Here is a 26,939-nt window from a genome sequence, read left to right as displayed (position 1 = left end):
AACGTTGTCTGCTCACGCCAGCCCGGCATCATTCAGAGTAAGTTTAACACACTCAGAATTTTGCCCCGGCCCGATGCGTTTTTGTCGCAAAATAGTGCTTAGCGACCTTCATCACAAAATCGTCAATAGCGTTAACTGCCTCATATTTTGATGATTTTGTTGCCGTCATAACGTCCCCGATGCTTGACGCATTAAGCCATTTATCTACAGTACAGGCATAAGCTGGATGCGTTTTAACCAGCTTTGAGGCTATCTGCCTCACCACCCCACTCAATTGAATGTCTTGCGAGGGATGTAGAAGCATGGAGACGGGTACTGTTAAATGGTTCAATAATGCCAAAGGCTTCGGCTTTATCTGTCCGGTCAGCGGCGGCGAGGATATCTTCGCACACTACTCAACCATTCAGATGGACGGTTACAGAACGCTGAAAGCCGGACAGCAAGTCCAGTTTGATGTGCATCAGGGGCCAAAAGGCAATCACGCCAGCCTGATCGTTCCTGTAGAAGAAGCGATGGCCGTCGATGCCTGACCTTATCCTTAACACATTCTGACTAACCCTTGAATAAAATGCCAGCAACTCAGGCTGGCATTTCTATCTGTTACGTTTACCGACTTTACTAAGATTGGGATGCCGAGACATATTTCAAGGCCGCGAAATCAGACTTATTTCTGCTATTTTTCCTGATGCCACTTCCATCTGGTCCTGCGCTTTACTCAATATAGAAATTTAGCTAATTTAATGAGACATTTTTCTCCTCATGGATGACCAGGTGATCTACTCCGGACTGTTAACAATTCTGTTGCCCCTCATCGCTGGCTACCTGCTGCCGTCAAAAAACCCGACAGTCATAAAAGCGGTCAACCGACTACTGGGCTGGATGGTTTACATCATCTTGTTTTTTATGGGCATCAGCCTCGCCTTTCTGGATAACCTCGGTACCAATCTGCTGGCTATCTTCCACTACTGCCTGGTCAGCGCCGCCGCCATTCTGCTTTGCAATCTGCTGGCGCTGCGCGTGCTTGAATCACGTCGACCCTGGCAGCATGCGCATCGGAGCCAGGCCCTGCCCTCGCGTGTGCATATGGCGCTGGAATCGCTCAAGCTGTGCGGCGTAGTGCTTGCTGGCTTTCTGCTGGGGCTGTGCCACTGGCCGCTGCTGAAATTTGCCAGCCAGGCCAGTGAATACGCCCTGCTCTTCCTGCTCTTTCTGGTGGGGCTTCAGCTGCGCGGCAGCGGAATGACGCTGCGCCAAATCCTGCTTAACCGCCGTGGAACGATTGTCGCCATCGTCGTTTTCGTCAGCGCGATGGCAGGCGGGGCAATAGCAGCGCTTATCCTCGGCCTGCCGATAAAAACCGGACTGGCCATGGCCTCCGGCTTTGGCTGGTACTCGCTTTCGGGCATTCTGATGACTGAATCCTTTGGACCGGTTATCGGCAGTGCGGCATTTTTTAACGATCTGCTGCGTGAGCTGCTGGCAATAATGCTGATCCCGGCTCTGATCGCTCACCATCGCTCCAGCGCCCTCGGGCTCTGCGGGGCAACCTCAATGGACTTTACGCTGCCGGTACTACAGCGCAGCGGCGGAAACGAGATAGTCCCTGCGGCTATCGTCCACGGCTTTGTGCTGAGCCTGTTAGCCCCGGTACTGATCGCTTTCTTTTCTGCCTGAGTGACCGCACAGGCGTATTCCTGTCTGCCTGAGTGCATGCTCAGGCCTGCTCCTGCCTGCCCTGGTTTATCGCTCAGGCGTATTCGTGCGGTTTCCGGCATGCTGAGACGCCACTTTGCCTCCTGTCGACTATGCTCCAGTATTTATTATTTGTCAGAACGTGACCTGCTGACACCAGAAAGGAGCTACAGATGAAACAGTCCGTTGCCGCCCTCGTGGCTAAAACATTAGAAAATGCCGGCGTTAAACGTATCTGGGGCGTGACCGGCGACTCGCTGAACGGCCTGAGCGACAGCCTGAATCGCATGGGGACCATTGAATGGATGCCCACGCGTCATGAAGAAGTTGCGGCCTTCGCCGCCGGCGCGGAAGCACAAATCAGCGGCGAGCTGGCCGTCTGCGCGGGTTCCTGCGGGCCGGGTAACCTCCATCTGATTAACGGTCTTTTCGACTGCCACCGAAATCACGTTCCCGTGCTGGCCATTGCCGCACATATTCCTTCCAGCGAGATCGGCAGCGGCTATTTTCAGGAGACGCATCCTCAGGAGCTGTTCCGCGAATGTAGCCATTATTGTGAACTGGTTTCAAATCCTGAGCAGCTGCCTCAGGTGCTCGCAATCGCCATGCGGAAAGCCATTCTGAACCGGGGCGTCTCCGTGGTGGTGCTGCCGGGGGATATTGCTCTGCAGGCCGCACCGGAAGGGGCGACCGCTAACTGGTATCCGCCACAGCTGCCGGTTGTTCAGCCGCCCGCAGGCGAAATGGATAAGCTGGCCGCGCTGCTGAACGAGGCTGAAAACATCACCCTGATGTGCGGTGCGGGCTGCGCGGGCGCGCACGACGAGGTGGTCCGTCTGGCCGAAACGCTGAAGGCACCCATCGTGCATGCGCTGCGTGGCAAAGAGCACGTGGAATACGATAACCCGTACGATGTCGGCATGACCGGCCTGATTGGTTTCTCGTCCGGGTATCACGCCATGATGAACGCCGATACGCTTATTCTGCTCGGCACCCAGTTTCCCTACCGCGCGTTCTACCCTGCCGATGCCAAAATTATTCAGATCGATATCAATCCTGGCAGTATTGGCTCGCACTGCCACGTGGATATGGCGCTGGTGGGGGACATTAAATCGACGCTGAGCGCCCTGCTTCCCCAGTTGGAGATCAAAAGTGACCGCCGCTTCCTGGATAAGGCGCTGTCGCACTACGCCGATGCGCGAAAGGATCTCGACAGCCTGGCTAACGCCAATGATAATCAGGCGATCCACCCGCAGTATGTGGCCCAGCAGCTCAGCCGCTACGCTGACGACGATGCGATATTCACCTGCGACGTGGGCACGCCAACGGTCTGGGCCGCCCGCTATCTGAAAATGAACGGAAAGCGCCGACTTATCGGTTCGTTTAACCACGGCTCAATGGCCAATGCCATGCCGCAGGCACTCGGTGCGCAGGCTATTGACAGGCAGCGTCAGGTCGTCGCCATGTGCGGTGACGGCGGCTTCAGCATGTTGATGGGCGATTTCCTCACCGTTGCGCAGCTTAAGCTGCCGGTGAAGCTGGTGATCTTCAACAATAGCGTGCTCGGATTCGTCGCTATGGAGATGAAAGCCGGTGGCTACCTGACCGATGGTACCACGCTGGAAAATCCTGACTTTGCTGCCATTGCCCAGGCCTGCGGCGTTAAAGGTCTCCGCGTGGAGCGCGCCTCTGACCTTGACGGCGCCATTCAGGAAGCGATGGCCTTTGACGGCCCGGTGCTGCTGGATGTCATCACTGCGAAGGAAGAGCTGGCGATGCCGCCGCAGATCAAAATGGAACAGGCGAAAGGATTTAGTCTCTATATGCTGCGGGCCATCATTAATGGTCGCGGCGATGAAGTGGTAGAACTGGCTAAAACCAACTGGCTGCGGTAAAACATTTGCAGGTCTTTTATTATACGGACGCTACGGCGTCCGTTTTCATAAGAGGAACGCACAGATGATTGATTTACGCAGTGATACCGTCACTCAACCGAGCCAGCCGATGCTGTCTGCCATGATGACTGCCGAAACCGGCGATGACGTTTACGGCGATGACCCAACGATGCGTGCGCTGGAAGCGAAAGCCGCCGCGATTAGCGGGAAAGAGGCCGCGCTGTTTATGCCCAGCGGAACCCAGGCCAATCTGGTGGCGCTGCTGTGCCACTGTCAGCGCGGGGAAGAGTATATTGTCGGACAGCTGGCGCATAATTATAAGTATGAAGCGGGTGGAGCCGCCGTTCTGGGCAGTATTCAGCCCCAGCCCATTCTGGCCGCTGCTGACGGTACCCTGCCACTCGATGTAGTGGAGCAGTTTATCAAGCCGGACGATTTCCACTTTGCTATCACCCGACTGCTCAGCCTGGAAAATACCCATAATGGCAAGGTGCTGCCGCTAAGCTATCTGGCGCAGGCCTGGGAATTTACGCGACGTCACCGCCTGGCGCTGCATATCGACGGTGCACGTATTTTCAACGCCAGCGTGGCGCTGAACGTGCCGCTGACCGACATTACCCGCTACTGCGATACGCTGACCATTTGCCTGTCGAAAGGGCTGGGAACCCCGGTCGGGTCGCTGCTGTGCGGCAGCGCCGACTATATTCAACGCGCGCGCCGCTGGCGCAAAATGACCGGCGGCGCCATGCGACAGGTGGGGATTCTGGCGGCGGCGGGCCTGTATGCGCTTGAGCATAACGTCACGCGCCTGCGGGAGGACCACGATAATGCCGCCTGGCTGGCTGAGCAGCTGCGGGGGATCGGCGTGAACGTGATGGGTCAGGATACCAATATGGTGTTTGTCCGCCTGCCGGATGCACAGGTGGCCCCGCTTAAAAGCTGGATGCGCGAGCACGACATTGTGCTAAGCACCGGGCCGGTCACCCGCCTGGTTACGCATCTGAATATCGATCGTCCCGCCCTGGAGAAGCTGACAGACCACTGGCAGGCTTTCCTGGCGCAGCAGCCTCCGGGACAAACTGTCCACCCCGCTACGCCTGCTCCGAGCCATACTTATCCAGCAGCGCCTTAACAATGGCTTCGCTCTGGGCGTCCGGCAGGCCCCGATAGTCCTCCGGCCGGAAGTGCATCTGGAAGGCAGCAATCACCTGTTGCTGCTGCTGTGCTGACATGCCGGGCGTGACCTGGTAGCCGTAGCGCGCCAGTAACGTCAGCAATGGTCCCGCATCAACCGCCTGCTCAGGCGGCCTGCCTGCAAGCCAGAACGCGACCCGATCGGCGTCTGGCCAGGCACCCACGCCCTGGCTCGCCAGCCACTGCCAGGGAAACAGCGGGCCGGGGTCCTGCTTGCGCTGCGGGGCAATATCGCTGTGCCCCACCACGTTTTGCGGCAAAATGCCGTAGCGACGGATGATATCCCGCGACAGCGGCACCAGCGCCGCGATTTGCGGGGCTGCGAACGGATACCACTCGCGTCCGTGGAGCGCCGAGCGATGATAGCCCTGATTCTCCAGTTCAATCCCCACCGAGGTATCGTTTATGCGGGTTGCTCCGCGCCAGTAGCTGCTGCCTGCATGCCATGCCAGCAGCTCTTCAGGAACCAGTTGGGATACGGTCGGCTGCCCCCCCTTCCATGGCGGAGCCGCAGCGATCAGGTAATGTACGCTGACCTCGCGATCGGTCAGGATAGCCAGTGAAGTGGGGTAATCCTGCGCGGTATAGTGGATCACCAGCATTTTGATACGCGGTCGTGCCCCCAGAGCGTGTTGACGCGAATCCACCACGTATCCCGCGTGCCGCTCCAGCCCCGTCGGGCTACAGGCACTCAGCATCAGGGCCAGAGTTGTCAGCAAAAGGGGCATTAAAAATTTCATTTTCCCTACCTTTGGATGTTGATTCCGGCGGTAACCCAGCGGCTTCGTAAGCGTCTATACTTTATGCTAAAACAACGTCATTACTTTATGCTAAAACAACATCATCCCGAAACAATAAGGAAAATAAGATGAAATACCAGGCGATCGCCGTTTTGGCTCCGCTGGCGCTGCTGCTGAGTGCCTGTACCACGGTACAACCGGCGTACAAGGATATCGGAACCCGGATGAGTCCCTGCGTTGATGGTGGCCCGGATACCGTAGCGCAGAAATTCTATGACCTGCGCACCGGGCAGCCAACCCAGGGCTTACCTGATGCCCAGCTGTTGGCAAAATATCGCCCCTATCTCAGTGACAAGCTGTATCAGACGCTGCTGAAAGCCAGTGGTGAAAACGGCAGGGATCCCGCCCTGATGCAGGGAGATATCTTCTCCAGTCTGCCAGCCGGACCGGATTCAGCCAGCGTGGCTGATGCCTCAACCATTCCGAATACTGATGCACGTAATATTCCGCTGCGCGTCTCACTTAGCCGCAACGGTAGCAAGCCGGTGGAATGGCAGGATGAAGTGCTGATGGTGCGTGAAGGCACCTGCTGGGCGGTTGATGATATTCGCTATACCAGTCAGGCTCCCCACCTGGACGGTGGATCATTAAGCCAGCGACTGCTGAAATAGTTCTGCTCCATGCCGCCGCCTGGCGGCATGGGTATTACTGACCTGTTCATCCATCAGCATAGTGTTCCCATTTCCCTGTCTGCACCCGCCAGTCGACGGTTCCTGTTCCCTGCCGTCCCACATCCGTTGCCTGGGCATTCGCTCTAAATGACTGCCCTTTTATAGCGGATGTTAACTCTATATCTGCACAATGATTGCATAACTATGCCGTCAACGTTAAGATTCGCAGAATCAATTGCTATTCACTTATTGCGCATGAGTATTCAACTTAACGGAATTAACTGCTTTTACGGTGCCCACCAGGCACTGTTCGATATTCAGCTCACCTGCCCCGAGGGCGAGACGCTGGTTTTGCTGGGTCCAAGCGGTGCCGGTAAGAGCTCCCTGCTGCGCGTGCTTAACCTGCTGGAGATGCCCCGTTCCGGCACCCTGAGCATTGCCGGTAATCACTTCGACTTCAGTAAACCCCCGTCTGAGAATGCTATCCGCGAGCTGCGTCAGAATGTGGGAATGGTATTCCAGCAATATAATCTGTGGCCGCATCTGACGGTGATGCAGAACCTGACTGAAGCCCCCTGCCGCGTGCTGGGGCTGGGTAAAGACGCAGCGCGAGCCCGGGCGGATAAGCTGCTTGAGCGCCTGCGCCTGACAAAATTTGCCGATCGCTTCCCGCTGCACCTCTCTGGCGGCCAGCAGCAGCGCGTAGCCATTGCCCGGGCGCTGATGATGGAGCCAGCCGTGCTGCTGTTCGACGAGCCGACCGCCGCGCTGGATCCTGAAATTACCGCGCAAATTGTCTCCATCATTCAGGAGCTGGCCCAGACCCGGATCACTCAGGTGATTGTGACCCATGAGGTTGAAGTTGCCCGTAAAACCGCCACCCGCGTGGTCTATATGGAAAATGGTTTTATTGTTGAACAGGGTGATGCCAATCGTTTTTCACAGCCGCAGACCGATGAGTTTGCCCACTATCTCTCGCATTAATGCAGGACATCATAATGAAAAAAATCGTACTTGCCGCGCTGTTAGCGGGTTTAAGCCTGAGTGCTACCGCCGCAGAAACTATTCGTTTTGCCACTGAGGCGTCCTATCCTCCGTTTGAATTTGTCGACTCTGATAACAAGATCCAGGGATTTGACGTCGATCTGGCAAATGCACTCTGCCGCGAAATGAACGCGACCTGCACCTTTACCAATCAGGCTTTTGACAGCCTGATCCCAAGCCTCAAATTTCGCCGTTTTGATGCCGTAATGGCCGGGATGGACATCACCGCCGAGCGCGAAAAGCAGGTGCTGTTCACTAAGCCCTATTACGATAATTCTGCGCTGTTTATTGCGCAGAAAGGCAAAGTGGCTTCCGTCGAAGCCCTGAAAGGCAAGCGCGTTGGCGTACAGAATGGCACCACCCATCAGCGCTATCTGGCGGATAAAATGAGCGGCGTCACCACCGTTCCTTACGACAGCTACCAGAATGCCGTTCTCGACCTGAAAAACGGTCGCATTGATGCGGTATTCGGTGATACCGCCGTGGTAAATGAGTGGCTGAAGCAGAATGCCATTCTGGCTTCGGTCGGCGATAAGGTTACCGATAAAGCCTATTTCGGCACGGGTCTCGGCATTGCCGTGCGCCAGGGAAATACCGACTTACAGGGTAAATTCAACGCCGCGCTCGAGAAAATCAAAGCCGACGGTACCTTCAAGACGATCTACAGCAAATGGTTCCAGCAGTAATTCCTGAATGAGCGAACTCTATCCTCTCGCAAGCGCCGCCGGTATGACCGTCGGCCTTGCTGTTTCTGCGCTGATCCTCGGTCTGATACTGGCGATGCTATTTGCTGCCTGGGAATCGGTTCGCTGGCGTCCTTTCGCCTGGATCGGCACGGGGCTGATGACCCTGTTTCGTGGCCTGCCAGAGATTCTGGTCGTGCTGTTTGTCTATTTCGGTGCTTCCCAGCTGCTGCTGACGCTGTCGGACGGCTTTACGCTCAATTTTGGCTTCTTCAGGCTGCCCGTCCAGGTGCAGATTGAGAATTTCAACGTCAGTCCGTTTCTCTGCGGGGTCATTGCGCTTTCCCTGCTCTACGCCTCTTATGCCTCGCAGACCCTGCGCGGCGCGCTGAAAGCGGTACCGCTGGGGCAGTGGGAGTCGGGTCAGGCGCTGGGCATGAAAAGAGCGGCGATTTTTTTCCGGCTGATCCTGCCGCAAATGTGGCGACATGCGCTGCCGGGCCTGGGCAATCAGTGGCTGGTGCTGCTGAAGGATACTGCGCTGGTTTCGCTGATAAGCGTCAATGACATTATGTTGCAGACCAAAAGTATTGCAGCCCGCACGCAGCAGCCTTTTACCTGGTATCTGGTTGCCGCAGCAATTTATCTGGTGGTGACCCTGCTGAGTCAGCAGGTATTGAAACGCCTTGATGCGCGCGCCACGCGTTTTGAGCAGGAGAATATCTGATGATGAGCTATCTGCCTGACCTGCTGAAAGGACTGCATACCAGCCTGACGCTAACCGCCGCCTCGCTGGCGCTGGCGCTGCTTTTAGCCCTGCTGTTTACGGTGGTGCTTGCGCTTAAAACACCGGTGCTAAGCGTGCTGGTGCGCGGCTATATCACTCTCTTTACCGGTACACCGCTGCTGGTGCAGATCTTTTTGATCTACTACGGCCCCGGTCAGTTCCCGTCACTCCAGTCAATCCCCTGGCTATGGCATTTTCTGTCCCAGCCCTGGCTTTGCGCCCTGCTGGCACTCTCTCTCAACAGTGCGGCCTACACCACCCAGCTGTTTTATGGTGCCGTACGCGCTATTCCCGCCGGTCAGTGGCAATCCTGCGCGGCGCTGGGAATGGATCGCAAAAATACGCTGCGTATTTTGCTGCCGTATGCATTGAAACGCGCCCTCTCCTCCTGGTCAAACGAGGTGGTGCTGGTATTCAAAGGGACGTCACTGGCTTATACCATTACGCTGATGGAGGTCATGGGCCAGGGTCAGCTGTTGTATGGTCGCACCTATGACGTCACTGTGTTTGCCGCAGCGGGCCTGATTTATCTGTGTGTCAATGGCCTGCTGACGCTGCTTATGCGGTTTATCGAGCATCGCGCGCTGGCCTTTGAACGCCGTAACTAACCTTCCCGGTGGGTAGCCACCGGGAATCGTCGGGTAAAAGCCCTTCTTTGTGGGCTAATCCTGGGATAGCTCCCTTTCCGCCTGCGGCATACTGGGTCGCTGAAATAACGCAAGGACCGTTACCCCATGCTTAAAATCGCTCTGGCCCTGGTGCTTGCCTGTCTCAGCATCCAGGCAGAAGCCGGGTCTTCTCTGCGCTTCGCGACTTCCGGTAACAACCCTCCTTTTGAGTATCTGAACGACCGTAATCAGCTGGTGGGATTTGATATCGATCTGGCAAACGCGCTTTGTCAGCGCCTGAAGAGAAGCTGCCTCTTTACCAATAATACCTTTGACCGCCTGCTGCCTTCTCTTAAATATCATCACGATGATGCCATTATCTCCGGTATGGATATAACCGATGAGCGCCAGAACGAGGTTGACTTTACCCAGCCCTATATAGGTAACTCAAGCCTGATGGTCGTGCCAAAAGGACGCTTCTGGCAAATTGCCCAGCTCAAAGGCAAACGCGTGGGGGTACGCAATCTCTCCACGCAGCAGGCCTACCTGCGGGACAGATGGCCTGAGATTATTGCGGTGACCTACGATAGCTACCAGAATGCTCTGCTGGATATCAGTAAGCATCGGCTGGATGGGATCATCGGCGATACGGTAGTGATTAGAAGCATGCTGAAAGTGCATCCGCAGCTGGCGACGGTGGGAGGGGAGATTTCCGACAGTCGCTACTTCGATAACGGGATGGGCATCGCAGTGCGCAAAGGGGATGACGAACTGCTAAACGCCCTGAATCAGGCCCTCCAGAGCCTGACCGGGGACGGTACCGTACGCCGGCTGGCGCTGCACTGGTTTGAGCCCGCGCAGCAGGAGTAGCAGCGGCCCTCCTACAGTTTACCCGTCCCTACGTTTACCCGTACCTGCACTTACCCGCCCCTGCGCGCCCGCTGAATATCCCTCAGCCGCTGCTTCTCTTCGTACGCCATAAATCGCCAGGCGATAAAACCGACGATGCCGACGACAAACAGGATCAGCGACGCCAGCGCATTAATTTCCGGATTCACGCCCCGGCGCACGGTGGCAAAAATTTGCATCGGCAGCGTGGTCGCCCCTGGTCCGGTGACAAAGCTGGCGATCACCAAATCGTCCAGCGACAGCGTAAACGCCAGCAGCCAGCCGGTTACCATCGCTGGCGCAATCATGGGCAGCGTTATCACAAAGAAAACCTTAAGCGGCGCAGCGCCCAGGTCCATCGCGGCCTCCTCAATCGAGCGATCCAGCTCGCGCAGGCGGGCATTAATCACTACCGCCACATAGGCCGTACAAAAGGTCACATGGGCCAGCCAGATGGTCAGCATCCCGCGGTCGGCGGGCCAGCCAATGGCATGTCCCATTGCCACGAAGAGCAACAGCAGCGACAGGCCGGTTATCACATCCGGCATCACCAGCGGTGCAGTAAGCATAAAGGCGAAGCCGGTAGACCCTTTAAAGCGGCCAAAGCGCACGATGACCACGGCAGCAAGGGTGCCTAACAGCAGCGCCGCCGTCGCCGCCAGCGCGGCAATGCTCAGGCTTAGCGCCACGGCATCGATCATCGCGTCATCGTGAAACAGAACCTGATACCAGTGCAGCGAGAAACTCTCCCAGGCGGCAAGCTGCGATGAATTAAACGAATAGAAGACCAGCAGTGCCATCGGCGCATACAGGAAAAAAAAGCCCACTATCAGGATCGCGGTACGCCACGGCGAGCGGATTGTTGGCAGGCTGCTCATCCCTTTTCCCCCATCTCTTTATTCTGATGCTTGTGAAACCAGATGATAGGCAGGATGAGGATCAGCAGAATAATCACCGCCAGCGCGGAGGCGACCGGCCAGTCGCGATTGTTGAAAAACTCCTGCCAGAGCACGCGCCCAATCATTATGCTGTCAGGGCCGCCCAGCAGTTCGGGTATCACATACTCGCCAACGGCGGGAATAAATACCAGCATCGATCCGGCAATAATGCCGCCCTTCGTCAGCGGCACAATCACCTGGAAGAAGGTTTTCAGCGGGCGGGCGCCCAGATCCAGGGAAGCTTCCACCAGCGAATAGTCGATACGCGTTAGCGCGGTGTACAGCGGCAGCACCATAAACGGCAGGTAGCAGTAAACAATGCCAATGTAGACTGCGAGGTTGGTGTAAAGAATGGCCAGCGGATGATCGATAATACCTGTCCACATAAGAAAACGATTAAGAATGCCATTATTATTCAGAATGCCCATCCAGGCATATACCCGTACCAGAAACGAGGTCCAGGAGGGCAGGATAATCAGCAGCAGCAGAATATTACGGGTGCCAGGTGCGCTATGTGCGACAGCCCACGCCAGCGGATAACCGATCAGCAGGCAGATAATCGTCGACACCGCCGCCACCTGCAATGAGTGTAGATAAGCATCCACATACAGTGGATCGTCAGTCAGGGTCAGATAATTGCCAACGTTCAGCACCATCTGGAGCTGGCCGTCTGCCCAGGTGACCAGATCGGTATAGGGCGGGATCGCGCGGGCGATATCGGCAAAGCTAATTTTAAGCACAATCAGGAAGGGCAGCAGGAACAGCAGCACCAGCCAGAGCCACGGCAGGGCAATTACCAGCCGTCGCCCCTGCCGCCTCTGTAGGCGATCAACGATAATGCCGAAGCGGCCCTGCGGACGGGCGGCGTGTTTCATCTCAGGTTCAGCCATCGTGCCCCCTATACCGTCAGTACGACGCAGCTGTCGGCATCCCAGCGGAGACGCACTTCATCGCCCCAGGTTGGAACGTCCTGGCGGAAGCGATGGGCATTCTGTAGCTGGGCAATGACGGTCTGGCCACTGCGCAATCTGACGTGATAGACCGAGAGATCGCCAAGGTAGGCGATGTGTACCACCTCCCCCACTGCCACATTGCTCTGCTCAGCAGGGATCTCATCGCACAGCATCACTTTTTCCGGGCGAAGCGCAACGTGAACCGGCACGCCATCCACCACCGAAGCATCAGTGCTGACTTTTAACGGTGAAAGCAGTCCCGGACAATCGATCAGCAGACCATCGGGCTGGCGCTCGCGGAGCAGGCCCTCAAACAGATTCACCGTGCCAATAAATCCGGCGCTGAAGCGCGTGGTCGGGTGCTCATAAATCTCTTCCGGCTCACCAATCTGCACAAACTTGCCGCGATTCATAATCGCGATGCGTCCGGCCATGGTCATCGCCTCTTCCTGATCGTGGGTGACCATTACGCAGGTGGCGCCCACGCGCTCAAGGATATCAACCACTTCAAGCTGCATACGGTCGCGCAGCTTTTTATCCAGCGCCCCCATTGGCTCATCCAGCAGCAGCAGCTTAGGCCGCTTAGCCAGGCTGCGGGCCAGTGCGACCCGCTGACGCTGTCCACCTGAGAGCTGGTGCGGCTTGCGGCTGCGGTACTCCTGCATATGCACCAGCGCCAGCATCTCTGCCACCCGGCTGGCAATTTCCTCTTTCGGCAGGCGGTCCTGCTTCAGGCCGAAGGCAATGTTCTGCTCAACGGTCATATGCGGAAAAAGCGCATAGGACTGAAACATCATATTAACCGGCCGCTGATAGGGCGGTACGTGTGAAAGATCCTGCCCGTCCAGCACAATCTGGCCGGAGGTCGGCGGTTCAAAGCCCGCCAGCATCCGCAGCAGCGTTGATTTCCCGCAGCCAGACGGGCCGAGCAGTGCAAAAATTTCGCCTTTATAAATGGTCAGATTGACATCATCTACCGCGTGTTGCCCATCGAAAGATTTAGTCAGGTTGCGGATCTCAAGCAGCGGGGTCAGGGCCCTGGCTGCTTTAGGTTGCGGACGGACAATAGCCTCATTCACTAACTTAACTCTCCGGCACTCTGAGGATTACGGCCAGTACGCCGTATGAAAGAGAGGGCAGAGGCTATTTAACGCCTCTGCGGTGTGAGCTTTACGCTGGCGGCGGTTATCTGCCGCGTTATATGAGCGTTGCCCGGGCGGCCTTTACTTGCCGCTTTTAACGCGCGTCCACGCGCGGGTGCGTACGCGGTCCAGTTTCGGATCCTGTACCTTCAGCACAAAGAGTTTCGCCATCGTCTCGGGCGTGGGGAAGATGCCCGGATTATTGCGGATATCCGCACTGATAAAGGGCAGCGATGCCTTATTACCATTAGCGTAGAACACCTTATTGGAGATGTCGGCAATGACCTTTGGTTCCAGTAAATAATTCAGGAACTGATAGGCCTCATCGACATTTTTAGCATCTTTAGGAATAGCCAGGGTATCGAAGAAGGCCAGCGCCCCCTCTTTTGGAATACTGTAGGCAATATTGACGCCGTTTTTCGCATCAGCCGCGCGTTTCTTCGCCTGCAATACATCCCCGGCCCAGCCGATCGCCACACAGGTATTCCCGTTGGCAAGGTCGTTTATATACTGAGACGAGTGGAAGTAGCGAATATTAGGCCGGAGTTTCATCAGCAGATCCGTTGCCGCCCCCGAGTAATCTTTGGCATCGCTACTGTTAGGATCTTTACCGAGGTAGTTAAGCACGGTGGCAAAAATCTCTTCCGGCGCATCCAGGAATGAGACGCCGCAGCTTTTCAGTTTTTCGAGATTTTCCGGCTTAAGCACCAGATCCCAGCTGTTAACCGGCGCATCTTTACCCAGCGCGGCCTTCACCTTATCAACGTTGTAACCAATGCCCGTGGTCGCCCACAGGTAGGGAATGGCGAATTTATTACCCGGATCGTGCTGTTCCAGCTTCTTCAGCAAATCGGGATCGAGGTTGTTATAGTTTGGCAGCTTGCTTTTATCCAGCGGCTGAAATACCCCGGACTGAAGCTGACGGGCGAGAAAGCTGGACGAAGGCACCACCACATCGTAGCCGGTACTGCCCGCCATCAGTTTGCCTTCCAGCACTTCATTAGAGTCAAAAACGTCATACACCACGTGGATCCCGCTCTGCTTTTCAAAGCCGGGAACCGTATCGGGTGAAATATAATCAGACCAGTTATACACGTGCAGCGTCTTATCGGCCGCGCCAGCACCCGCTGAAACGGCCAGCAGCACGGCAGCCGCCACGCCCGACAGCCACTTTTTAGGTTGATTAAGCATATTTTCCATTCTCCGCACCAAGGTAACCACAGCTTTTTCAAACAAGCAAAACGGCAGACGCCCGGCACGGCAGGGGCAATCAGTGAATGTTTATTCACTCTGCCGCCGGGATGAAAAACGCCAGCCCAGTCCACGTCATGCATATAACGTTGCTTCGCAAGAATAGTCCTCAGTGGCACTGGAGGCCAGCCCCTGGCGTAAAAAACAGCATTTATCGAATTTTCATGCACTTTCCCTCTACGGGATCGGCCAGACCCGGCCTGAGTGACGATAAATATCTGGTAGTAAAGGGCATTCGGCAGGATAAAAAAGGGTTTAAGGCAGGAACGGTGCAGGCTGGCGTGAAGATTAGAGTTAACCGCCTGCTAAAAGAAGGCGGTTAGACAGAGAGTAAGGCGTACAGGATGACTAAGCGGACCGGTTAATGGAGTAGCGCGTGTGAGCTGACAATCGCGCTGCGATCCTCTTCGTCGTCATCGCCGACCACCAGTAGCTGATTAGCAAAGGCTTCCAGCACCACCATTGAAATCTGCTCTTCACTCTGCTTCATAAAGTGCGCGAACTGGCCATAGGTCACCCCCACCGTGACATTCAGCGACTGACAGACAATCAGCTTGGGCAGATTATCATCCTGAATATCGACAAAAGCCTTTACGGTCAGCGAGGATGCATTGATTTGTGACAGGTCGCCTACCAGCGGGATAAGCGCGGTCGGTTTAACTTCTGCAAGCGCGGAAAACAGGATGACGCCATCCATCAGATCGAGCTTGGCATCAAATACCCCATCAAAATTTTGCATATGCGGCAGATGGAGCGCCTGGCATGAGTCACACTCAAACCAGGTGATGCTTTGCTGATCCAGCCAACGTCGTATTACGTCAATATCTGGAACGACGAGTGAATCCATGTGATTTGTCTCATACCGCCTTAAAATTGCGCCCTAGCTTACGGAAAAATGCGGTCAAACACCACGACTGCGACGTAAATAAGCACTCGCTCGCGCGTTTTCAGACAGAAACCAGGGCGCTCCTCTCAGACGATTTTCACTACTAGCGCGTTGCCCAGCCCTGCTGATGCAGATACGCCAGCATAAACGGACGGCTCTCTTTGATAATCGTCTTCTGGATATGCTCGCTCCAGCTCTCGCGACGCGGGTTACTTTCGCGCGTGAGGTAATACTCTTCCTGCGCGTTGTCGTAGTCCGCCAGCACCTGAGGATCGATCGGCTGATAGCGGTTTTCATGGACCAGCATCGCCGTCGGCATCCGTGGTTTATGCTGCGGAGCCTGATCCGGGGTGCCGAGGCAGAGACCGAATAGCGGCAGAACATATTTAGGCAGGCCCAGCAGCTCGGTCACCTCGGCGATGGCATTGCGAATGCCGCCGATAAATACGCCGCCCAGCCCTAATGACTCGGCGGCGACCATGGCATTTTGCCCCATCAAGGCGGTATCGACGCAGCCAAGCAGCAGTTGCTCAGCCAGCCCCAGCTGCGCGTCCGGGCAAATTTGCTGATTACGATTGAAATCGGCGCAGAACACCCAGAACTCCGCTGCCTGGCCGACATACTTCTGACCGCCGGTCAGCGTAACCAGCTGTTCGCGCAGCTGCGGATCGGTGATACGGATAATCGATGAGCACTGCAAAAAGCTGGAGCTTGAAGCCGACTGTGCCGCATTAAGAATCGCCTCGCGCTGGTCATCTGCAATGGGTTTGTCCGTAAAGGCGCGAATTGAGCGGTGGGAGCAAAGCAGCTCGATGGTTGGCGTCATGGTGCACTCCTGTTTTACGCCCGACGGCGTAGTGAAAGCGTTGATACACTGAGGAGACCAAGGGTAGCAGGTGCAGCGGTTACGGGTAACGTTGAAAATGTATAATTCCTTGTCAAACCGCCGCAGCCCCCGCCAATCGCCCTATAGCCTGTGCAAATCAATGCGACAGGCAATACCTTCTTCCCTTATCCATTTGATGCGGGCATCATAGGCACCAGCGACCTATAAGATGTGATCTACATCACATATAAAATTTCGACCCTGAGGAGAAACAGATGTTTGCAGTCATTTTTGGACGCCCGGCCTGCCCATACTGTGTACGTGCGAAAGAGCTGGCAGAGAAACTTACCGAAGAGCGTGAAGACTTCAACTTCCGCTATGTGGATATCCATGCTGAGGGGATCACCAAAGCCGACCTGGAGAAAACCGTGGGTAAGCCGGTTGAAACCGTGCCGCAGATTTTCCTCGATCAGACCCATATCGGCGGCTGCACAGAGTTTGAAGCCTACGCCAAAGAGAACCTGGGCCTGTTCCAGTAATCACGCAGAATTCCGCTGCGCCCCGCGCTGACGGGGCAGCCATAAAAAGAGGGCCGATACCGTATCGGCCCTCTTTTTTTACGCCTTAACTGCCCTGAGTGCATATCTTTGCCCGTCCGGGACGGTTAATCGTGCTGATGCGTAATCAATGAACGACACAGCATCACGACAAGCGCCCCGGAACCACACCAGAACACCCCGCTGGTCATAAACGCCAGCTCCTGAAGCAGCGCGATACATCCGCTAAAATGACGCAGATGCAGAATCAGCATGCAGCATGGCGTCGCCAGCAGCGGGCCTAGCAGGGCTACCGTCAGCGGAGATTCTTTGGTGGTTAGCGCCGCAATCGCACCGGGGATAGCAAACATCAGCAGACCCAGCTGCGCATGAGAATAGGCGTGCGTTTCGCTACCCATTTCATAACGTACCGCCAGAAAGATGACGCAATAAAGGATAAAACAGCCTGCCACGCCCATCCAGGACACACCTTTAAACACCACAGGATCTTCTCCCGGCAATTTATCTCGTATGCTGGCCACAATAGTCCACCGCCTTGTCTCTGTTAAAGAAGTTACAAAGAACCGCGTAAATGAGCGCGGCTTTTACTGGCTGAAAAAGAGTGAAGCGATTAAAATGGCGACCGTTTTACAGATGCTGAACTGTAATACGCGGATAATCCTGAACGTTGCCGCTGCTCTGACGGCAGCGCGTTAAATCTAGCGCAAAAAACCCTTTTTTTCAACACGTTACTAGTAAATAAGAAGTTAAACCGTGAATATAAACGTCGCAGAGTTGTTAAGTGGAAATGACATTCTGTTATTATTTGTCGTTCTGGCTCTTGGGCTATGCCTGGGTAAACTGCGGCTTGGCTCTGTCCAACTGGGCAATTCCATTGGCGTTTTAGTGGTTTCTCTTCTGCTCGGCCAGCAGCATTTTGGTATCAATACCAACGCCCTTAATCTGGGCTTTATGTTATTTATTTTTTGCGTTGGCGTCGAAGCCGGACCTAACTTTTTCTCAATTTTCTTCCGCGACGGCAAAAATTATTTGATGCTGGCTACGGTGATGGTTGGCAGCGCAGTCATTATTGCGCTTGGGCTGGGAAAACTGTTTGGCTGGGACATCGGACTGACTGCCGGTATGCTGGCAGGCTCAATGACCTCCACGCCGGTGCTGGTCGGCGCGGGCGATACGCTGCGACAAACGCTGCACGCCGGACCGTTGCTGACTCAGGCGCAAAATAATCTTAGCCTCGGCTACGCGCTCACCTACCTGGTGGGGCTGGTGAGTCTGATCGTTGGCGCACGCTATATGCCGAAGATGCAGCATCAGGATCTTCCTACCAGTGCTCAGCAGATTGCCCGCGAACGCGGCCTGGACCCTGACAGTCAGCGCAAAGTTTATCTGCCTGTCATCCGCGCCTACCGCGTCGGCCCTGAGCTGGTCGCCTGGACCGATGGCAAAAATCTGCGTGAACTCGGTATCTATCGCCATACGGGCTGCTATATCGAACGCATCAGACGTAACGGCATTCTCGCCAGTCCGGACGGTGACGCCGTGCTGCAACAGGGCGATGAGATCTCTCTGGTAGGCTATCCCGATGCGCACTCCCGCCTTGATCCCAGCTTTCGCAATGGCAAAGAAGTCTTCGATCGCGATCTGCTGGACATGCGGATCGTTAATGAAGAGATCGTGGTTAAAAATAATAATGCGGTGAATAAACGTCTTAGCCAGCTCAAGCTAACCGATCACGGCTGCTTTCTTAACCGGGTTATTCGCAGCCAGATAGAAATGCCAATAGACGACAGTATTATTCTGAATAAAGGCGACGTCTTACAAATAAGCGGTGAGGCACGACGCGTTAAGTCCGTCGCTGACCGCATAGGATTTATCTCAATTCACAGTCAGGTCACCGATCTTCTCGCCTTTTGCGCCTTTTTTATTATCGGGCTGATGATTGGTATGATCACTCTGCAATTCAGTAACTTTAATTTTAGTATTGGTAATGCCGCCGGGTTATTATTTTCCGGGATCCTGCTCGGCTTTCTGCGCGCCAACCATCCCACCTTCGGTTATATCCCGCAGGGGGCGCTGACGATGGTGAAGGAGTTTGGCCTAATGGTCTTTATGGCGGGCGTGGGACTGAGTGCAGGAAGCGGCTTGTCGCATGGCCTGGGAGATACCGGCCTGCTGATGCTGGGGGCGGGCCTGGTGGTGAGTCTGCTGCCGGTGGTTATCAGCTTTATGTTCGGCGCCTGGGTGCTTAAAATGAACCGCGCCCTGCTATTTGGTGCCATTATGGGCGCCCGCACCTGCGCCCCGGCAATGGAAATAATCAGTGATACCGCCCGCAGTAACATTCCTGCCCTTGGCTACGCCGGTACCTATGCCATTGCTAACGTTTTGCTCACCTTAGCCGGGACGCTAATCGTTATAATCTGGCCAATGGCAGGCGGTTAAAAAATATTTAGGAATTTCTGAGAACTTTTAATTAAGCGCGCAGTCCTAATTAGTGCCACTGCTTTTCTTTGAAATCCCCAAATTGTGGAGCCCGTTAATCGAATGATTAGCGGGTTTTTTTCTTTCTGCCACTCATCCCCCTCCCTGTTCTTAATGTTTCCTTAATCGCATTTCAGCACCATGCATTTTTGTCTTCATGAAAAACTCGCTTATGTCACTGCCCTTGATCCTTAACAAACGCACAACCGTTTTACCAATTAGGAATAGGTCTGTTTACCTTTTACCTGTTCGCTTTTACCTTATCCAGCTGTTATGGCTCGCGATTGCCGCCGTCCTGTTTACGTGGATATCGCGAGATGGCCGCTGGGATATGGCTATCAGCCGTGAATGGTTCGACCCGCTCACGCAGCAGTTTCCGCTAAAGGAGAATCGCTGGCTCAATCTGATAAACCATACGCTGCTGAAGGATACGGTGATTGTGCTGGCGGTGGTGGCCCTGATGGCGGGTATCGTCAGGCGGAACAGCAGACTGATATTGGTCACGGTGTTGATCGGCGTCGGCCCGCTGGTTGTCGGGATCCTTAAAGCGACCAGCGCGCACTCCTGCCCCTGGGATCTGATCGAATTTGGCGGCAAGGCAGTCTCTTACCCGCTGTTTTCGGCCATACCGCCGGGGAGCGGCCCGGGTGACTGTTTCCCGGGCGGTCATGCGTCAAGCGGCTTTGGCGTGATGGCGCTATTTTTCTGGTTCTGGCCACAGCGGCCAAAACTGGCCTGGCTCTGTTTTTTTGTCGGCGCTGCGCTGGGGATGCTAATGGGTTTTGGTCAGATTATGCGCGGCGCGCACTTTTTGTCTCACAATTTATGGGCTGGCTGGTGGGTTTGGCTAAGCCAGTGTTTTACTTTCGGATGCGTTTCGTATCTGCTTAATATGACGAGGAAATAATCATGATGGAAGAGCTAAACCGGACGCTGTTTCTCTGGATCAACGCCACACCAGAGTCGCCCGGATGGCTGATCACCCTGGCAACCCTTATTGCCCGCGATCTGATTGCAATCGTGCCAGTGCTTATCGTTGCACTGTGGCTCTGGGGGCCCAAAGGCCAGCTGAACTCTCAGCGCGAACTGGTGTTGAAAACCGGTATTGCACTGGGCTATGCGCTCACTATCTCATGGTGTATTGGCAATCTGTACCCGCATCCGCGTCCCTTTATGATCGGCCTGGGCTATCAGTTTCTGCATCATGCGCCCGATGACTCTTATCCAAGCGATCACGGCACGGCAATTTTTACCTTTGCCATTGCCTTTATGTGCTGGCATCGCGTCTGGTCCGGCATCATGCTGATGTTGATCGGGGCGGCCATCGCCTGGTCACGAATTTATCTCGGCGTACACTGGCCGATGGATATGCTCGGCGGCCTGCTGGTTGGCATGCTCTCCTGCCTGTTCGCTCAGGTGGCCTGGTATTTCTGCGGCAGACGACTGCTGGAAAATATCTCCTGGCTCTATCGCGTAGTCTTTGCGTTCCCTATCCGTAAAGGCTGGGTGCGCGACTAACGTGATAAAAAAGGGTGGAACAGGCTTTCACCCTCAGCTTTCTTCTCCGCATGATATTAGCGGGTTACGATGTAGCCCGCTGATAAAATCCGCAAACAGCCCACGATTTAATCAATCAAACCCGTCGATAACTCAGTTTTATATACCAGTAAAACCCCGTCCAGCCAGCGATTAAACCCCATCAATAACGCGCGACCAGTATATAACCCCAGAAACATTGTCATAACTGTGATTAGGATCGCCAGAAACTCCCTTCTGCCCTCTTCCTTCTTCTCATTCTGGTGGTAGAGTGTCGCCGTCTCGGGAAAAGAGTGAACTAAATTGCGCGACCGCATCAGGTGATATCGCAGGCAGGAGCGGTTTACTTCACTGTTTTTAATATGGAGATCATTATGGAATCATCTAAGGCGGCCACGCTTAATGTGCCGGTAGCAGAAGAGGCTGCGGCCTGGCGCAAAAGCGATACGATGTGGATGCTGGGCCTGTACGGGACGGCAATAGGAGCAGGCGTACTTTTTCTACCGATCAACGCCGGTATTGGCGGACTTATCCCACTGGTCATCATGGCGCTGCTGGCATTTCCCATGACCTTTTTTGCTCACCGCGGCCTGTGTCGCTTTGTTCTCTCCGGTAAAAGCCGCGGCGAAGACATCACCGGGGTGGTGGAAGAGCATTTTGGTGCCGGTGCCGGGAAGCTGCTGACCCTGCTCTATTTCTTTGCCATCTACCCTATCCTGCTGGTCTATAGCGTGGCGATCACCAACACCGTGGAGAGCTTTCTCACCCACCAGCTACACCTAACGGCTCCGCCGAGGGCGCTGCTGGCGCTGATCCTGATCGTCGGGCTGATGACCATCGTGCGCTTTGGTAAAGAGATGATCGTGAAGACCATGAGCGTGCTGGTCTATCCTTTTGTGCTGGTGCTGATGGCGCTGGCACTCTGTCTGATCCCGCACTGGAACAGCTCTATATTCCAGCATGTCAGCATGGCGGGCAGCGGTAAAGGGCTGTGGATGACGCTGTGGCTGGCCATTCCGGGGATGGTTTTTTCCTTTAACCACTCGCCGATTATCTCCGCCTTCGCCGTTGCAAAACGTGAAGAGTATGGCGACTACGCTGAGAAGAAGTGTTCGCGCATTCTTGCCCGCAGCCATCTGATGATGGTGCTAACGGTGATGTTTTTCGTCTTCAGCTGCGTACTCAGCCTGTCACCAGCGAACCTTGCCGAAGCGAAAGCACAAAATATTTCGATTCTTTCCTACCTGGCTAACCATTTCGATACCCCGCTGATGGCCTGGCTGGCGCCCGTTATTGCGATGGTGGCAATCACTAAATCCTTTCTTGGGCACTATCTTGGCGCGCGGGAAGGCTTTAACGGCCTGATGGTAAAATCGCTTGGCAAACGAGGGAAGGATCTTTCCGAGCATAAGCTGAACAGAATCACCGCCCTCTTTATGCTGCTGACCACCTGGCTGGTGGCAACGCTAAACCCGAGCATCCTGGGGATGATTGAAACCCTGGGCGGCCCGATTATCGCGATTCTGCTGTTTCTGATGCCGATGTATGCCATCCATAAGGTGCCGGCCATGCGCCAGTACAGCGGTAAAATCAGCAACCTGTTTGTGGTGCTGGTGGGTCTGATTGCCATCTCTGCCATCGCCTGGGACCTGTTTTAGCTGTAACAAAAGAGCGGCCACGCAGGCCGCTCTTTCTTACTCACCATTATTGCTGCCGGTCAGGAAAACCACTTCCCAAACGCGCTACTCAGTTTCATCATTACGAAATCCCAGGCGCGACTGAAGAAGCCCCCCTCTTCGACTGCCTCCATCGCCACCAGCGGCCGCTGTTCAATCGTCTTGCCGTTGAGCTGGAAGTCGATGACGCCAACCTGCTGATTTTTCTTAAGCGGCGCGGTGAGCTGCGGCTGAGAGAGCGTAAAGCTGGCCTTCAGATTTTTCATCTGTCCCTTAGGCAGAGTAATCGCTGCATCCTTCGCAACGCCGAGATTGACCTCTTTTTTATCGCCAAACCAGACCCGCTGGGTGGAAAAAGGCTTGTCGGCCTTGATCGGCGTAACGGTTTCGTAAAAACGGAAGCCCCAGGTCAGCAGCTTTTCACTCTCACGAAAGCGAATACCGTCGGTCGCCGCGCCCAGCACCACGGATATCAGTCGCTGATCGCCATCCGTCGCCGAGGCGACAAGATTATTTCCCGCGCCGTTGGTATGGCCAGTTTTAATGCCGTCTACCTTAAGGTTAGTGCTCCACAGCAGGCGATTGCGGTTGTACTGACGAATATGGTTAAAGGTGAACTCTTTCTCTTTATGCAGGGCGTACTCTGCCGGGACGTCGCGAATTAGCGCCTGGCCAATCAGCGCCATATCGCGCGCGGTACTGTACTGCCCGTCAGAATCCAGGCCATGCACGGTTTTGAAATGGGTATTTTGCAGGCCCAGCGCCTTAACGTAATTGTTCATCAGCCCGACAAATGCATCCTGGCTACCCGCCACATAGTCGGCCAGCGCAATGCTGGCATCGTTGCCGGACTGGATAATAATGCCCTTATTCAGCTCGGAGACCGGAATGCGATCGCCAGGCTTCAGAAACATCAGCGACGAGCCCTGCAGGATAGGATTGCCCGTTGCCCAGGCATCTTTGCCCACGGTGACCATATCGTCGTTGGTAATTTTTCCCGACCTGAGCGCCTGTCCGGCCACATAGCTGGCCATCATTTTGGTCAGACTGGCGGGATCGAGACGATCGTCAGCATGAGATTCCGTCAGCACTTTGCCGCTGTTGTAATCCATCAGGATCCAGGCTTTCGCATTGATTTCGGGCGGAGCCGGTGCCTCTTCTGCATGGGCAAAAGATAAGGTTAGCAGCATTAATGACGCGGAGGCGGAGAGCGTGTAGCTTACGGAGATGAGCGATTTCTTCATGGTGGGACCAGATATCCATTTGAAAGGTAAGAATTTTCACAGCGATGACGGGCACATGTCCTGCTACGCTATCGTTTCTATGCTCAAATTTGAACAGCAGTAGAGTAAAGATTTTTAGAGTTTATTAGATAATAACCTGACAATGACATCGAAGTGGCGGTTTTTTCGCCTTCACCGCCAGCGAAACCAGGCTAAATTCCGAATTTTTCCAAAACAGTTAAGTGCATCACATAATTCCGTTACCCTGAGGTCAATCTGGCTTAGGAGCAACACCATGGATTTAGCCCTTTTCGACCTTGATGAAACCCTTATTAGTGAAGACAGCACCGGTTTGTGGCTACGCTGGCTGGTCTCCCAGGGGTTTGCTCCACCTGAGCTGATCGAGCAGGAGCAGGCACTGATGGAACAATACTATGCGGGCTCGCTGTCGATAGAAGCCTATATGCAGACCATCCTGGCACCGCTAGCCGGCATGGGTACGTTAACCGTTTCCGGCTGGGTTCGTCGGTTTGTTCATCGCGATATCCTTCCCCGCGTTTACCCCGCTGCCCGCGAGCGCATGAGCTGGCATCAGCAGCGCGGTGATACCATTCTGGTCATTTCAGCCAGCGGCGAACATCTGGTGACGCCTATCGCGCAGCAGCTTGGCGCTCATGATGCACTGGCCATTGGCGTTGAGATTGTGGATGACCGCTACAGCGGAAAAACCTACGGCACAATGACCTATAAAGAGGGCAAAGTCACTCGCCTGCAGGAGTGGCTTAACGACCAGCAGAAAGGGAAATTTAACCGCACCTGGGCCTACAGCGACTCGTTAAATGACCTGGCGATGCTGGAACACGCCGATCACGCCTGGGTTATAAACCCGGCCCAGCCCCTGCACACCCTGGCACAGCAACGTGGCTGGGAAGTGTGCAACTGGGTCAGATAACCCCTTCTGCCGGGCGTGGCGGTGAGATATTACGCCGGGTCAGAGAGCCGCTTCTCAGGACCATGGCGGAGAAATGTAACGCTGGGTCAGAGAACTGCTTCTCAGGACCATAGCGGAGAAATGTGACACCGGTCAGAGAGCGGCTTCCACAGCGCGCTACTGGCCGGATGACTCCGCCAGACCAACTTTAAGCAGCTTGCCGTCGTTCTCATCCGTCAGCACATACAGGTAGCCATCCGGCCCCGTTCTCACGTCACGGATACGCTCCTTACGATCGGCCAGCAAGCGCTCTTTTTCCTCAATGTTTTTGCCGTCCACCGTCAGGTGGATCAGGCTCTGCTGCTTAAGCGCGCCGATAAATAAGCCATTTTTCCACTGCGGAAAGCGCGGGCTGTTATAGAACGCCATGCCGCTGATGGCGGGTGACACCTTCCACCAAAGCGCAGGCTGCTCGGTGCCTGCCACCCTGCCCCCTTTCGATCCCGGGACTTTTTCCCCGCTGTAGTCAATGCCCCAGGTGGCGAGCGGCCAGCCGTAATTCTTGCCCTTGCTGAGGATATTAACCTCGTCTCCACCGCGCGGTCCGTGCTCACTTTCCCACATCTCATGCGTCCAGGGGTTTAGCGCCAGCCCCTGAGGATTACGCATCCCCCAGGTCCAGACTTCGCTCCGCGCCCCGGCTTTGCCGACAAAAGGATTATCATTCGGCACGCTGCCATCGGCATTCAGCCGTATTACTTTGCCGGTCAGTGACGCGGGATCCTGAGCCGTTTCAGCGTGGAAATTATCGCCAAAGGTAATATAGAGATATCCCTTATCATCAAAGGCCAGCCTGGATCCCAAATTAGCACCGCTGGAGAGCCTCGGCTGCTGGCGAAGGACCACCCGAAAATCTGTAAGCTGGCGGCTGTCCTGGCTTAGCGACCCGTAGCCCACCGCAGCACCTGCCCTGCCCTGACTGTCCGCTTCGGTCCACGTAAGCCAGACGCGACGACTCTGCGTAAAGTCCGGCGCCAGCGCCACGTCAAGCAGGCCACCCTGACGCTGCGCCCACACCTTCGGCACGCCGCTAACCGGCTGTGACAACCCCTTTCCGGGCTGCCAAAAGCGCAGCTGTCCCGCACGTTCGGTAATCAGCATACTCTGGCCATCCGGCATAAACGCCAGCGACCAGGGGTGATCCAATCCTTTCTGCAGCTCTTCTACGGTCACTTTCTGCGCCGCTGCCCCCTGACTCAGGGTCAGCGCGACGGCCAGCAAACTCATTTTAACGAATCGGGACATACCTTTCTCCTGATGGGAAGCATCAGATAAATCTAGTAAAAGGTGTCAAAGCGCGTGGAAGTTTTACAAAACATTAATCGGGGGTTCAGGGGCCGTCGGGGTTGTTTGGGATCGGATAAGTATTTTGACTATCCGATGCCCATATCACCCGATTCCCCATAAGCTCACATTTTATAGCCCAGCGAGGATTATTGTTTGGGATTAATCTTTATCGGCATGCTATAAAAACTTTACCCCACTCTTCGCAGCTATTTATACAAATCATTACATCTCATTATTTCAATTTTATTAGATGGGAATCATATCTTTTTATTAACGAACCAAAAAGTAAAGAAATTCCTGCCGCTATAACCACAACGAAGATGACTCACGTAATATTACTTGCAGGTTCCATACGCCATTCGTCATCCCTCATGATAAACTGATTTGTTCTCAAAAAGTAAAACAGTGCTGTGTCCACATTATGCGGGTAAGATCAGGTTACCCTGATGCAAAAATTTTTGCAGAATCATTCCCGAAGAGCATGCAGGGCGATGTGATATATATCATCTAAGACTCACGCCTTCAAGATTAATATTCCCACCCATACCAATCGTAATCTTAGCCATATAATGCGCATCTTGATCATATATTTCAGGTTTCTACATTAAAAAATGTATGTTAGAATGACACTAATTGGTTAAATTTTATAAGTGGGGTCAATTTTGAACGATATGGATTTTGTAAATGATCTTAAGGCGAACGGCTTCACTGAGAAAGATATAACTCGCTTAAGAGCAATAGTTGCGAATGTTCCAACGAAGGATCAGACGTTAGCTTCCATAGTACTTGACCTAAGCAAGCGTTTTTGGGGTGGTGTCATTGGGATGTTACTAATGGTAGTTATTGCCTTGTTTGGCAGAATATATGACACAGCGGAAAACTTTTTCATCTACCTGTTAGTTATTTGTTTTGGAGTGACGGTTATTTATATCGTCACCCCAATTAAATTGGCATGGAAAGCACATCGCTATATAGCTAAGAAAAAGTAAA

Annotated in this window: 27 protein-coding genes; 17 read left to right on the top strand and 10 right to left on the bottom strand. The window is 54.5% G+C overall.

The features are described from left to right. Positions 1 to 302: 302 nt before the first annotated feature. From cspD to ltaE, 4 genes are all read left to right on the top strand, one after another. Positions 303 to 530, top strand: coding sequence for a cold shock-like protein CspD (gene cspD / locus A1830_RS05285; protein WP_067702791.1), 228 nt, complete (start codon positions 303 to 305; stop codon positions 528 to 530). Positions 531 to 774: 244 nt separating this feature from the next. Continuing rightward, a complete protein-coding gene (locus A1830_RS05280) occupies positions 775 to 1,674 on the top strand; it encodes a LysO family transporter (RefSeq protein WP_067703688.1) in 900 nt (299 codons plus the stop codon). Between the two features lie 191 nt (positions 1,675 to 1,865). Then, positions 1,866 to 3,587 (top strand): ubiquinone-dependent pyruvate dehydrogenase, encoded by a 1,722-nt coding sequence (gene poxB / locus A1830_RS05275; protein ID WP_067702788.1) that lies wholly within the window; start codon positions 1,866 to 1,868, stop codon positions 3,585 to 3,587. A gap of 64 nt (positions 3,588 to 3,651) precedes the next feature. Further along, a complete protein-coding gene (gene ltaE, locus A1830_RS05270; protein ID WP_067702785.1) occupies positions 3,652 to 4,719 on the top strand; it encodes a low-specificity L-threonine aldolase in 1,068 nt (355 codons plus the stop codon). Here ltaE and A1830_RS05265 read toward each other — a convergent pair. Then, positions 4,679 to 5,521, bottom strand: coding sequence for an N-acetylmuramoyl-L-alanine amidase (locus A1830_RS05265; protein WP_067702782.1), 843 nt, complete (start codon positions 5,519 to 5,521; stop codon positions 4,679 to 4,681). The two genes, ltaE and A1830_RS05265, sit on opposite strands and share 41 nt — an antisense overlap. Before the next feature lie 128 nt (positions 5,522 to 5,649). Here A1830_RS05265 and A1830_RS05260 point away from each other — a divergent pair, with 128 nt between their 5' ends. The 6 genes from A1830_RS05260 (at position 5,650) to A1830_RS05235 (ending at position 10,184) form a co-directional block, all read left to right on the top strand. Then, positions 5,650 to 6,192, top strand: coding sequence for a lipoprotein (locus tag A1830_RS05260; protein WP_067702779.1), 543 nt, complete (start codon positions 5,650 to 5,652; stop codon positions 6,190 to 6,192). Positions 6,193 to 6,447: 255 nt separating this feature from the next. Continuing rightward, a complete protein-coding gene (gene artP, locus A1830_RS05255) occupies positions 6,448 to 7,176 on the top strand; it encodes an arginine ABC transporter ATP-binding protein ArtP (protein ID WP_067702776.1) in 729 nt (242 codons plus the stop codon). Between the two features lie 14 nt (positions 7,177 to 7,190). Further along, entirely contained in the window at positions 7,191 to 7,922 is a 732-nt protein-coding gene (gene artJ, locus A1830_RS05250; RefSeq protein ID WP_067702773.1) for an arginine ABC transporter substrate-binding protein, read from the top strand. Between the two features lie 7 nt (positions 7,923 to 7,929). Continuing rightward, complete coding sequence (gene artQ / locus A1830_RS05245) at positions 7,930 to 8,646, top strand: arginine ABC transporter permease ArtQ (RefSeq protein ID WP_067702770.1); 717 nt, start codon at positions 7,930 to 7,932, stop codon at positions 8,644 to 8,646. Further along, on the top strand, positions 8,646 to 9,314 hold the full coding sequence (artM, locus tag A1830_RS05240; RefSeq protein ID WP_067702767.1) for an arginine ABC transporter permease ArtM: 669 nt from the start codon (positions 8,646 to 8,648) through the stop codon (positions 9,312 to 9,314). The genes artQ and artM overlap by 1 nt, the downstream gene beginning before the upstream one ends. Before the next feature lie 126 nt (positions 9,315 to 9,440). Continuing rightward, on the top strand, positions 9,441 to 10,184 hold the full coding sequence (locus A1830_RS05235) for a transporter substrate-binding domain-containing protein (protein WP_067702764.1): 744 nt from the start codon (positions 9,441 to 9,443) through the stop codon (positions 10,182 to 10,184). A gap of 50 nt (positions 10,185 to 10,234) precedes the next feature. Here the strand turns inward: A1830_RS05235 and potI are convergent, their stop codons facing one another. The 6 genes from potI to nfsA all read right to left on the bottom strand — a co-directional run bounded on the left by potI (position 10,235) and on the right by nfsA (position 16,198). After that, entirely contained in the window at positions 10,235 to 11,080 is an 846-nt protein-coding gene (gene potI, locus A1830_RS05230) for a putrescine ABC transporter permease PotI (protein WP_067702761.1), read from the bottom strand. After that, the gene (gene potH, locus A1830_RS05225) at positions 11,077 to 12,030 is read right to left on the bottom strand and encodes a putrescine ABC transporter permease PotH (protein WP_082804099.1); all 954 of its coding nucleotides are present in this window, start codon (positions 12,028 to 12,030) and stop codon (positions 11,077 to 11,079) included. Before potH ends, potI begins: the two co-directional genes overlap by 4 nt. Positions 12,031 to 12,038: 8 nt before the next feature. After that, on the bottom strand, positions 12,039 to 13,172 hold the full coding sequence (potG, locus tag A1830_RS05220; RefSeq protein ID WP_067702759.1) for a putrescine ABC transporter ATP-binding subunit PotG: 1,134 nt from the start codon (positions 13,170 to 13,172) through the stop codon (positions 12,039 to 12,041). Between the two features lie 144 nt (positions 13,173 to 13,316). After that, positions 13,317 to 14,426 (bottom strand): spermidine/putrescine ABC transporter substrate-binding protein PotF, encoded by a 1,110-nt coding sequence (gene potF / locus A1830_RS05215; RefSeq protein WP_067703683.1) that lies wholly within the window; start codon positions 14,424 to 14,426, stop codon positions 13,317 to 13,319. A gap of 421 nt (positions 14,427 to 14,847) precedes the next feature. Then, a complete protein-coding gene (locus A1830_RS05205; RefSeq protein ID WP_067702753.1) occupies positions 14,848 to 15,333 on the bottom strand; it encodes a YbjN domain-containing protein in 486 nt (161 codons plus the stop codon). A 142-nt stretch (positions 15,334 to 15,475) separates the two neighbouring features. Continuing rightward, complete coding sequence (gene nfsA / locus A1830_RS05200) at positions 15,476 to 16,198, bottom strand: oxygen-insensitive NADPH nitroreductase (RefSeq protein WP_067702750.1); 723 nt, start codon at positions 16,196 to 16,198, stop codon at positions 15,476 to 15,478. Positions 16,199 to 16,473: 275 nt separating this feature from the next. On the opposite strand from nfsA, the gene A1830_RS05195 reads away from it, so the two are divergent. Then, complete coding sequence (locus A1830_RS05195) at positions 16,474 to 16,737, top strand: GrxA family glutaredoxin (protein WP_067702747.1); 264 nt, start codon at positions 16,474 to 16,476, stop codon at positions 16,735 to 16,737. Between the two features lie 125 nt (positions 16,738 to 16,862). On the opposite strand, the gene ybjM is transcribed toward A1830_RS05195, so the two are convergent. Beyond that, complete coding sequence (gene ybjM / locus A1830_RS05190) at positions 16,863 to 17,276, bottom strand: inner membrane protein YbjM (RefSeq protein WP_231877573.1); 414 nt, start codon at positions 17,274 to 17,276, stop codon at positions 16,863 to 16,865. Positions 17,277 to 17,508: 232 nt separating this feature from the next. On the opposite strand from ybjM, the gene A1830_RS05180 reads away from it, so the two are divergent. The 4 genes from A1830_RS05180 (at position 17,509) to A1830_RS05160 (ending at position 22,430) form a co-directional block, all read left to right on the top strand. Next, positions 17,509 to 19,197 (top strand): aspartate:alanine antiporter, encoded by a 1,689-nt coding sequence (locus A1830_RS05180; RefSeq protein ID WP_067702738.1) that lies wholly within the window; start codon positions 17,509 to 17,511, stop codon positions 19,195 to 19,197. A gap of 211 nt (positions 19,198 to 19,408) precedes the next feature. Further along, positions 19,409 to 20,143, top strand: a complete 735-nt coding sequence (locus tag A1830_RS05175; protein WP_067702735.1) for a phosphatase PAP2 family protein — start codon at positions 19,409 to 19,411, stop codon at positions 20,141 to 20,143. A gap of 5 nt (positions 20,144 to 20,148) precedes the next feature. After that, positions 20,149 to 20,754, top strand: a complete 606-nt coding sequence (ybjG, locus tag A1830_RS05170) for an undecaprenyl-diphosphate phosphatase (RefSeq protein WP_067703680.1) — start codon at positions 20,149 to 20,151, stop codon at positions 20,752 to 20,754. Positions 20,755 to 21,146: 392 nt separating this feature from the next. Beyond that, positions 21,147 to 22,430 (top strand): HAAAP family serine/threonine permease, encoded by a 1,284-nt coding sequence (locus A1830_RS05160; protein ID WP_067703677.1) that lies wholly within the window; start codon positions 21,147 to 21,149, stop codon positions 22,428 to 22,430. Between the two features lie 59 nt (positions 22,431 to 22,489). Here A1830_RS05160 and A1830_RS05155 read toward each other — a convergent pair whose 3' ends face one another. Next, on the bottom strand, positions 22,490 to 23,692 hold the full coding sequence (locus A1830_RS05155) for a serine hydrolase (protein ID WP_067702729.1): 1,203 nt from the start codon (positions 23,690 to 23,692) through the stop codon (positions 22,490 to 22,492). Between the two features lie 274 nt (positions 23,693 to 23,966). Between A1830_RS05155 and A1830_RS05150 the strand changes: the two genes are divergently transcribed. Then, positions 23,967 to 24,623, top strand: a complete 657-nt coding sequence (locus tag A1830_RS05150; RefSeq protein WP_067702726.1) for an HAD family hydrolase — start codon at positions 23,967 to 23,969, stop codon at positions 24,621 to 24,623. Between the two features lie 156 nt (positions 24,624 to 24,779). On the opposite strand, the gene A1830_RS05145 is transcribed toward A1830_RS05150, so the two are convergent. Beyond that, on the bottom strand, positions 24,780 to 25,907 hold the full coding sequence (locus tag A1830_RS05145) for a PQQ-dependent sugar dehydrogenase (RefSeq protein WP_067702723.1): 1,128 nt from the start codon (positions 25,905 to 25,907) through the stop codon (positions 24,780 to 24,782). Positions 25,908 to 26,611: 704 nt separating this feature from the next. On the opposite strand from A1830_RS05145, the gene A1830_RS05140 reads away from it, so the two are divergent. Then, entirely contained in the window at positions 26,612 to 26,938 is a 327-nt protein-coding gene (locus A1830_RS05140; protein WP_067702721.1) for a hypothetical protein, read from the top strand. Position 26,939: the final 1 nt, after the last annotated feature.

The organism is Erwinia sp. ErVv1 (assembly GCF_900068895.1).
Lineage (GTDB): Bacteria > Pseudomonadota > Gammaproteobacteria > Enterobacterales > Enterobacteriaceae > Erwinia.
The sequence above is the reverse complement of the archived record's forward strand: the minus strand, read 5'-3'. Positions and strand labels throughout refer to the sequence as shown.

What these genes read in the sequence shown, in the direction of transcription:
- cspD (WP_067702791.1), top strand. Translation starts at nt 303, where the DNA reads ATGGAGACGGGTACTGTTAAATGGTTCAATAATGCCAAAGGCTTCGGC.
- nfsA (WP_067702750.1), bottom strand. Translation starts at nt 16,198, where the DNA reads ATGACGCCAACCATCGAGCTGCTTTGCTCCCACCGCTCAATTCGCGCC.
- A1830_RS05175 (WP_067702735.1), top strand. Translation starts at nt 19,409, where the DNA reads ATGTCACTGCCCTTGATCCTTAACAAACGCACAACCGTTTTACCAATT.
- poxB (WP_067702788.1), top strand. Translation starts at nt 1,866, where the DNA reads ATGAAACAGTCCGTTGCCGCCCTCGTGGCTAAAACATTAGAAAATGCC.
- potH (WP_082804099.1), bottom strand. Translation starts at nt 12,030, where the DNA reads ATGGCTGAACCTGAGATGAAACACGCCGCCCGTCCGCAGGGCCGCTTC.
- ybjG (WP_067703680.1), top strand. Translation starts at nt 20,149, where the DNA reads ATGGAAGAGCTAAACCGGACGCTGTTTCTCTGGATCAACGCCACACCA.
- artQ (WP_067702770.1), top strand. Translation starts at nt 7,930, where the DNA reads ATGAGCGAACTCTATCCTCTCGCAAGCGCCGCCGGTATGACCGTCGGC.
- A1830_RS05260 (WP_067702779.1), top strand. Translation starts at nt 5,650, where the DNA reads ATGAAATACCAGGCGATCGCCGTTTTGGCTCCGCTGGCGCTGCTGCTG.
- A1830_RS05155 (WP_067702729.1), bottom strand. Translation starts at nt 23,692, where the DNA reads ATGAAGAAATCGCTCATCTCCGTAAGCTACACGCTCTCCGCCTCCGCG.
- A1830_RS05205 (WP_067702753.1), bottom strand. Translation starts at nt 15,333, where the DNA reads ATGGATTCACTCGTCGTTCCAGATATTGACGTAATACGACGTTGGCTG.
- A1830_RS05145 (WP_067702723.1), bottom strand. Translation starts at nt 25,907, where the DNA reads ATGTCCCGATTCGTTAAAATGAGTTTGCTGGCCGTCGCGCTGACCCTG.
- A1830_RS05265 (WP_067702782.1), bottom strand. Translation starts at nt 5,521, where the DNA reads ATGAAATTTTTAATGCCCCTTTTGCTGACAACTCTGGCCCTGATGCTG.
- A1830_RS05235 (WP_067702764.1), top strand. Translation starts at nt 9,441, where the DNA reads ATGCTTAAAATCGCTCTGGCCCTGGTGCTTGCCTGTCTCAGCATCCAG.
- artJ (WP_067702773.1), top strand. Translation starts at nt 7,191, where the DNA reads ATGAAAAAAATCGTACTTGCCGCGCTGTTAGCGGGTTTAAGCCTGAGT.
- A1830_RS05150 (WP_067702726.1), top strand. Translation starts at nt 23,967, where the DNA reads ATGGATTTAGCCCTTTTCGACCTTGATGAAACCCTTATTAGTGAAGAC.
- A1830_RS05195 (WP_067702747.1), top strand. Translation starts at nt 16,474, where the DNA reads ATGTTTGCAGTCATTTTTGGACGCCCGGCCTGCCCATACTGTGTACGT.
- artM (WP_067702767.1), top strand. Translation starts at nt 8,646, where the DNA reads ATGATGAGCTATCTGCCTGACCTGCTGAAAGGACTGCATACCAGCCTG.
- ltaE (WP_067702785.1), top strand. Translation starts at nt 3,652, where the DNA reads ATGATTGATTTACGCAGTGATACCGTCACTCAACCGAGCCAGCCGATG.
- potI (WP_067702761.1), bottom strand. Translation starts at nt 11,080, where the DNA reads ATGAGCAGCCTGCCAACAATCCGCTCGCCGTGGCGTACCGCGATCCTG.
- potF (WP_067703683.1), bottom strand. Translation starts at nt 14,426, where the DNA reads ATGCTTAATCAACCTAAAAAGTGGCTGTCGGGCGTGGCGGCTGCCGTG.
- artP (WP_067702776.1), top strand. Translation starts at nt 6,448, where the DNA reads ATGAGTATTCAACTTAACGGAATTAACTGCTTTTACGGTGCCCACCAG.
- A1830_RS05160 (WP_067703677.1), top strand. Translation starts at nt 21,147, where the DNA reads ATGGAATCATCTAAGGCGGCCACGCTTAATGTGCCGGTAGCAGAAGAG.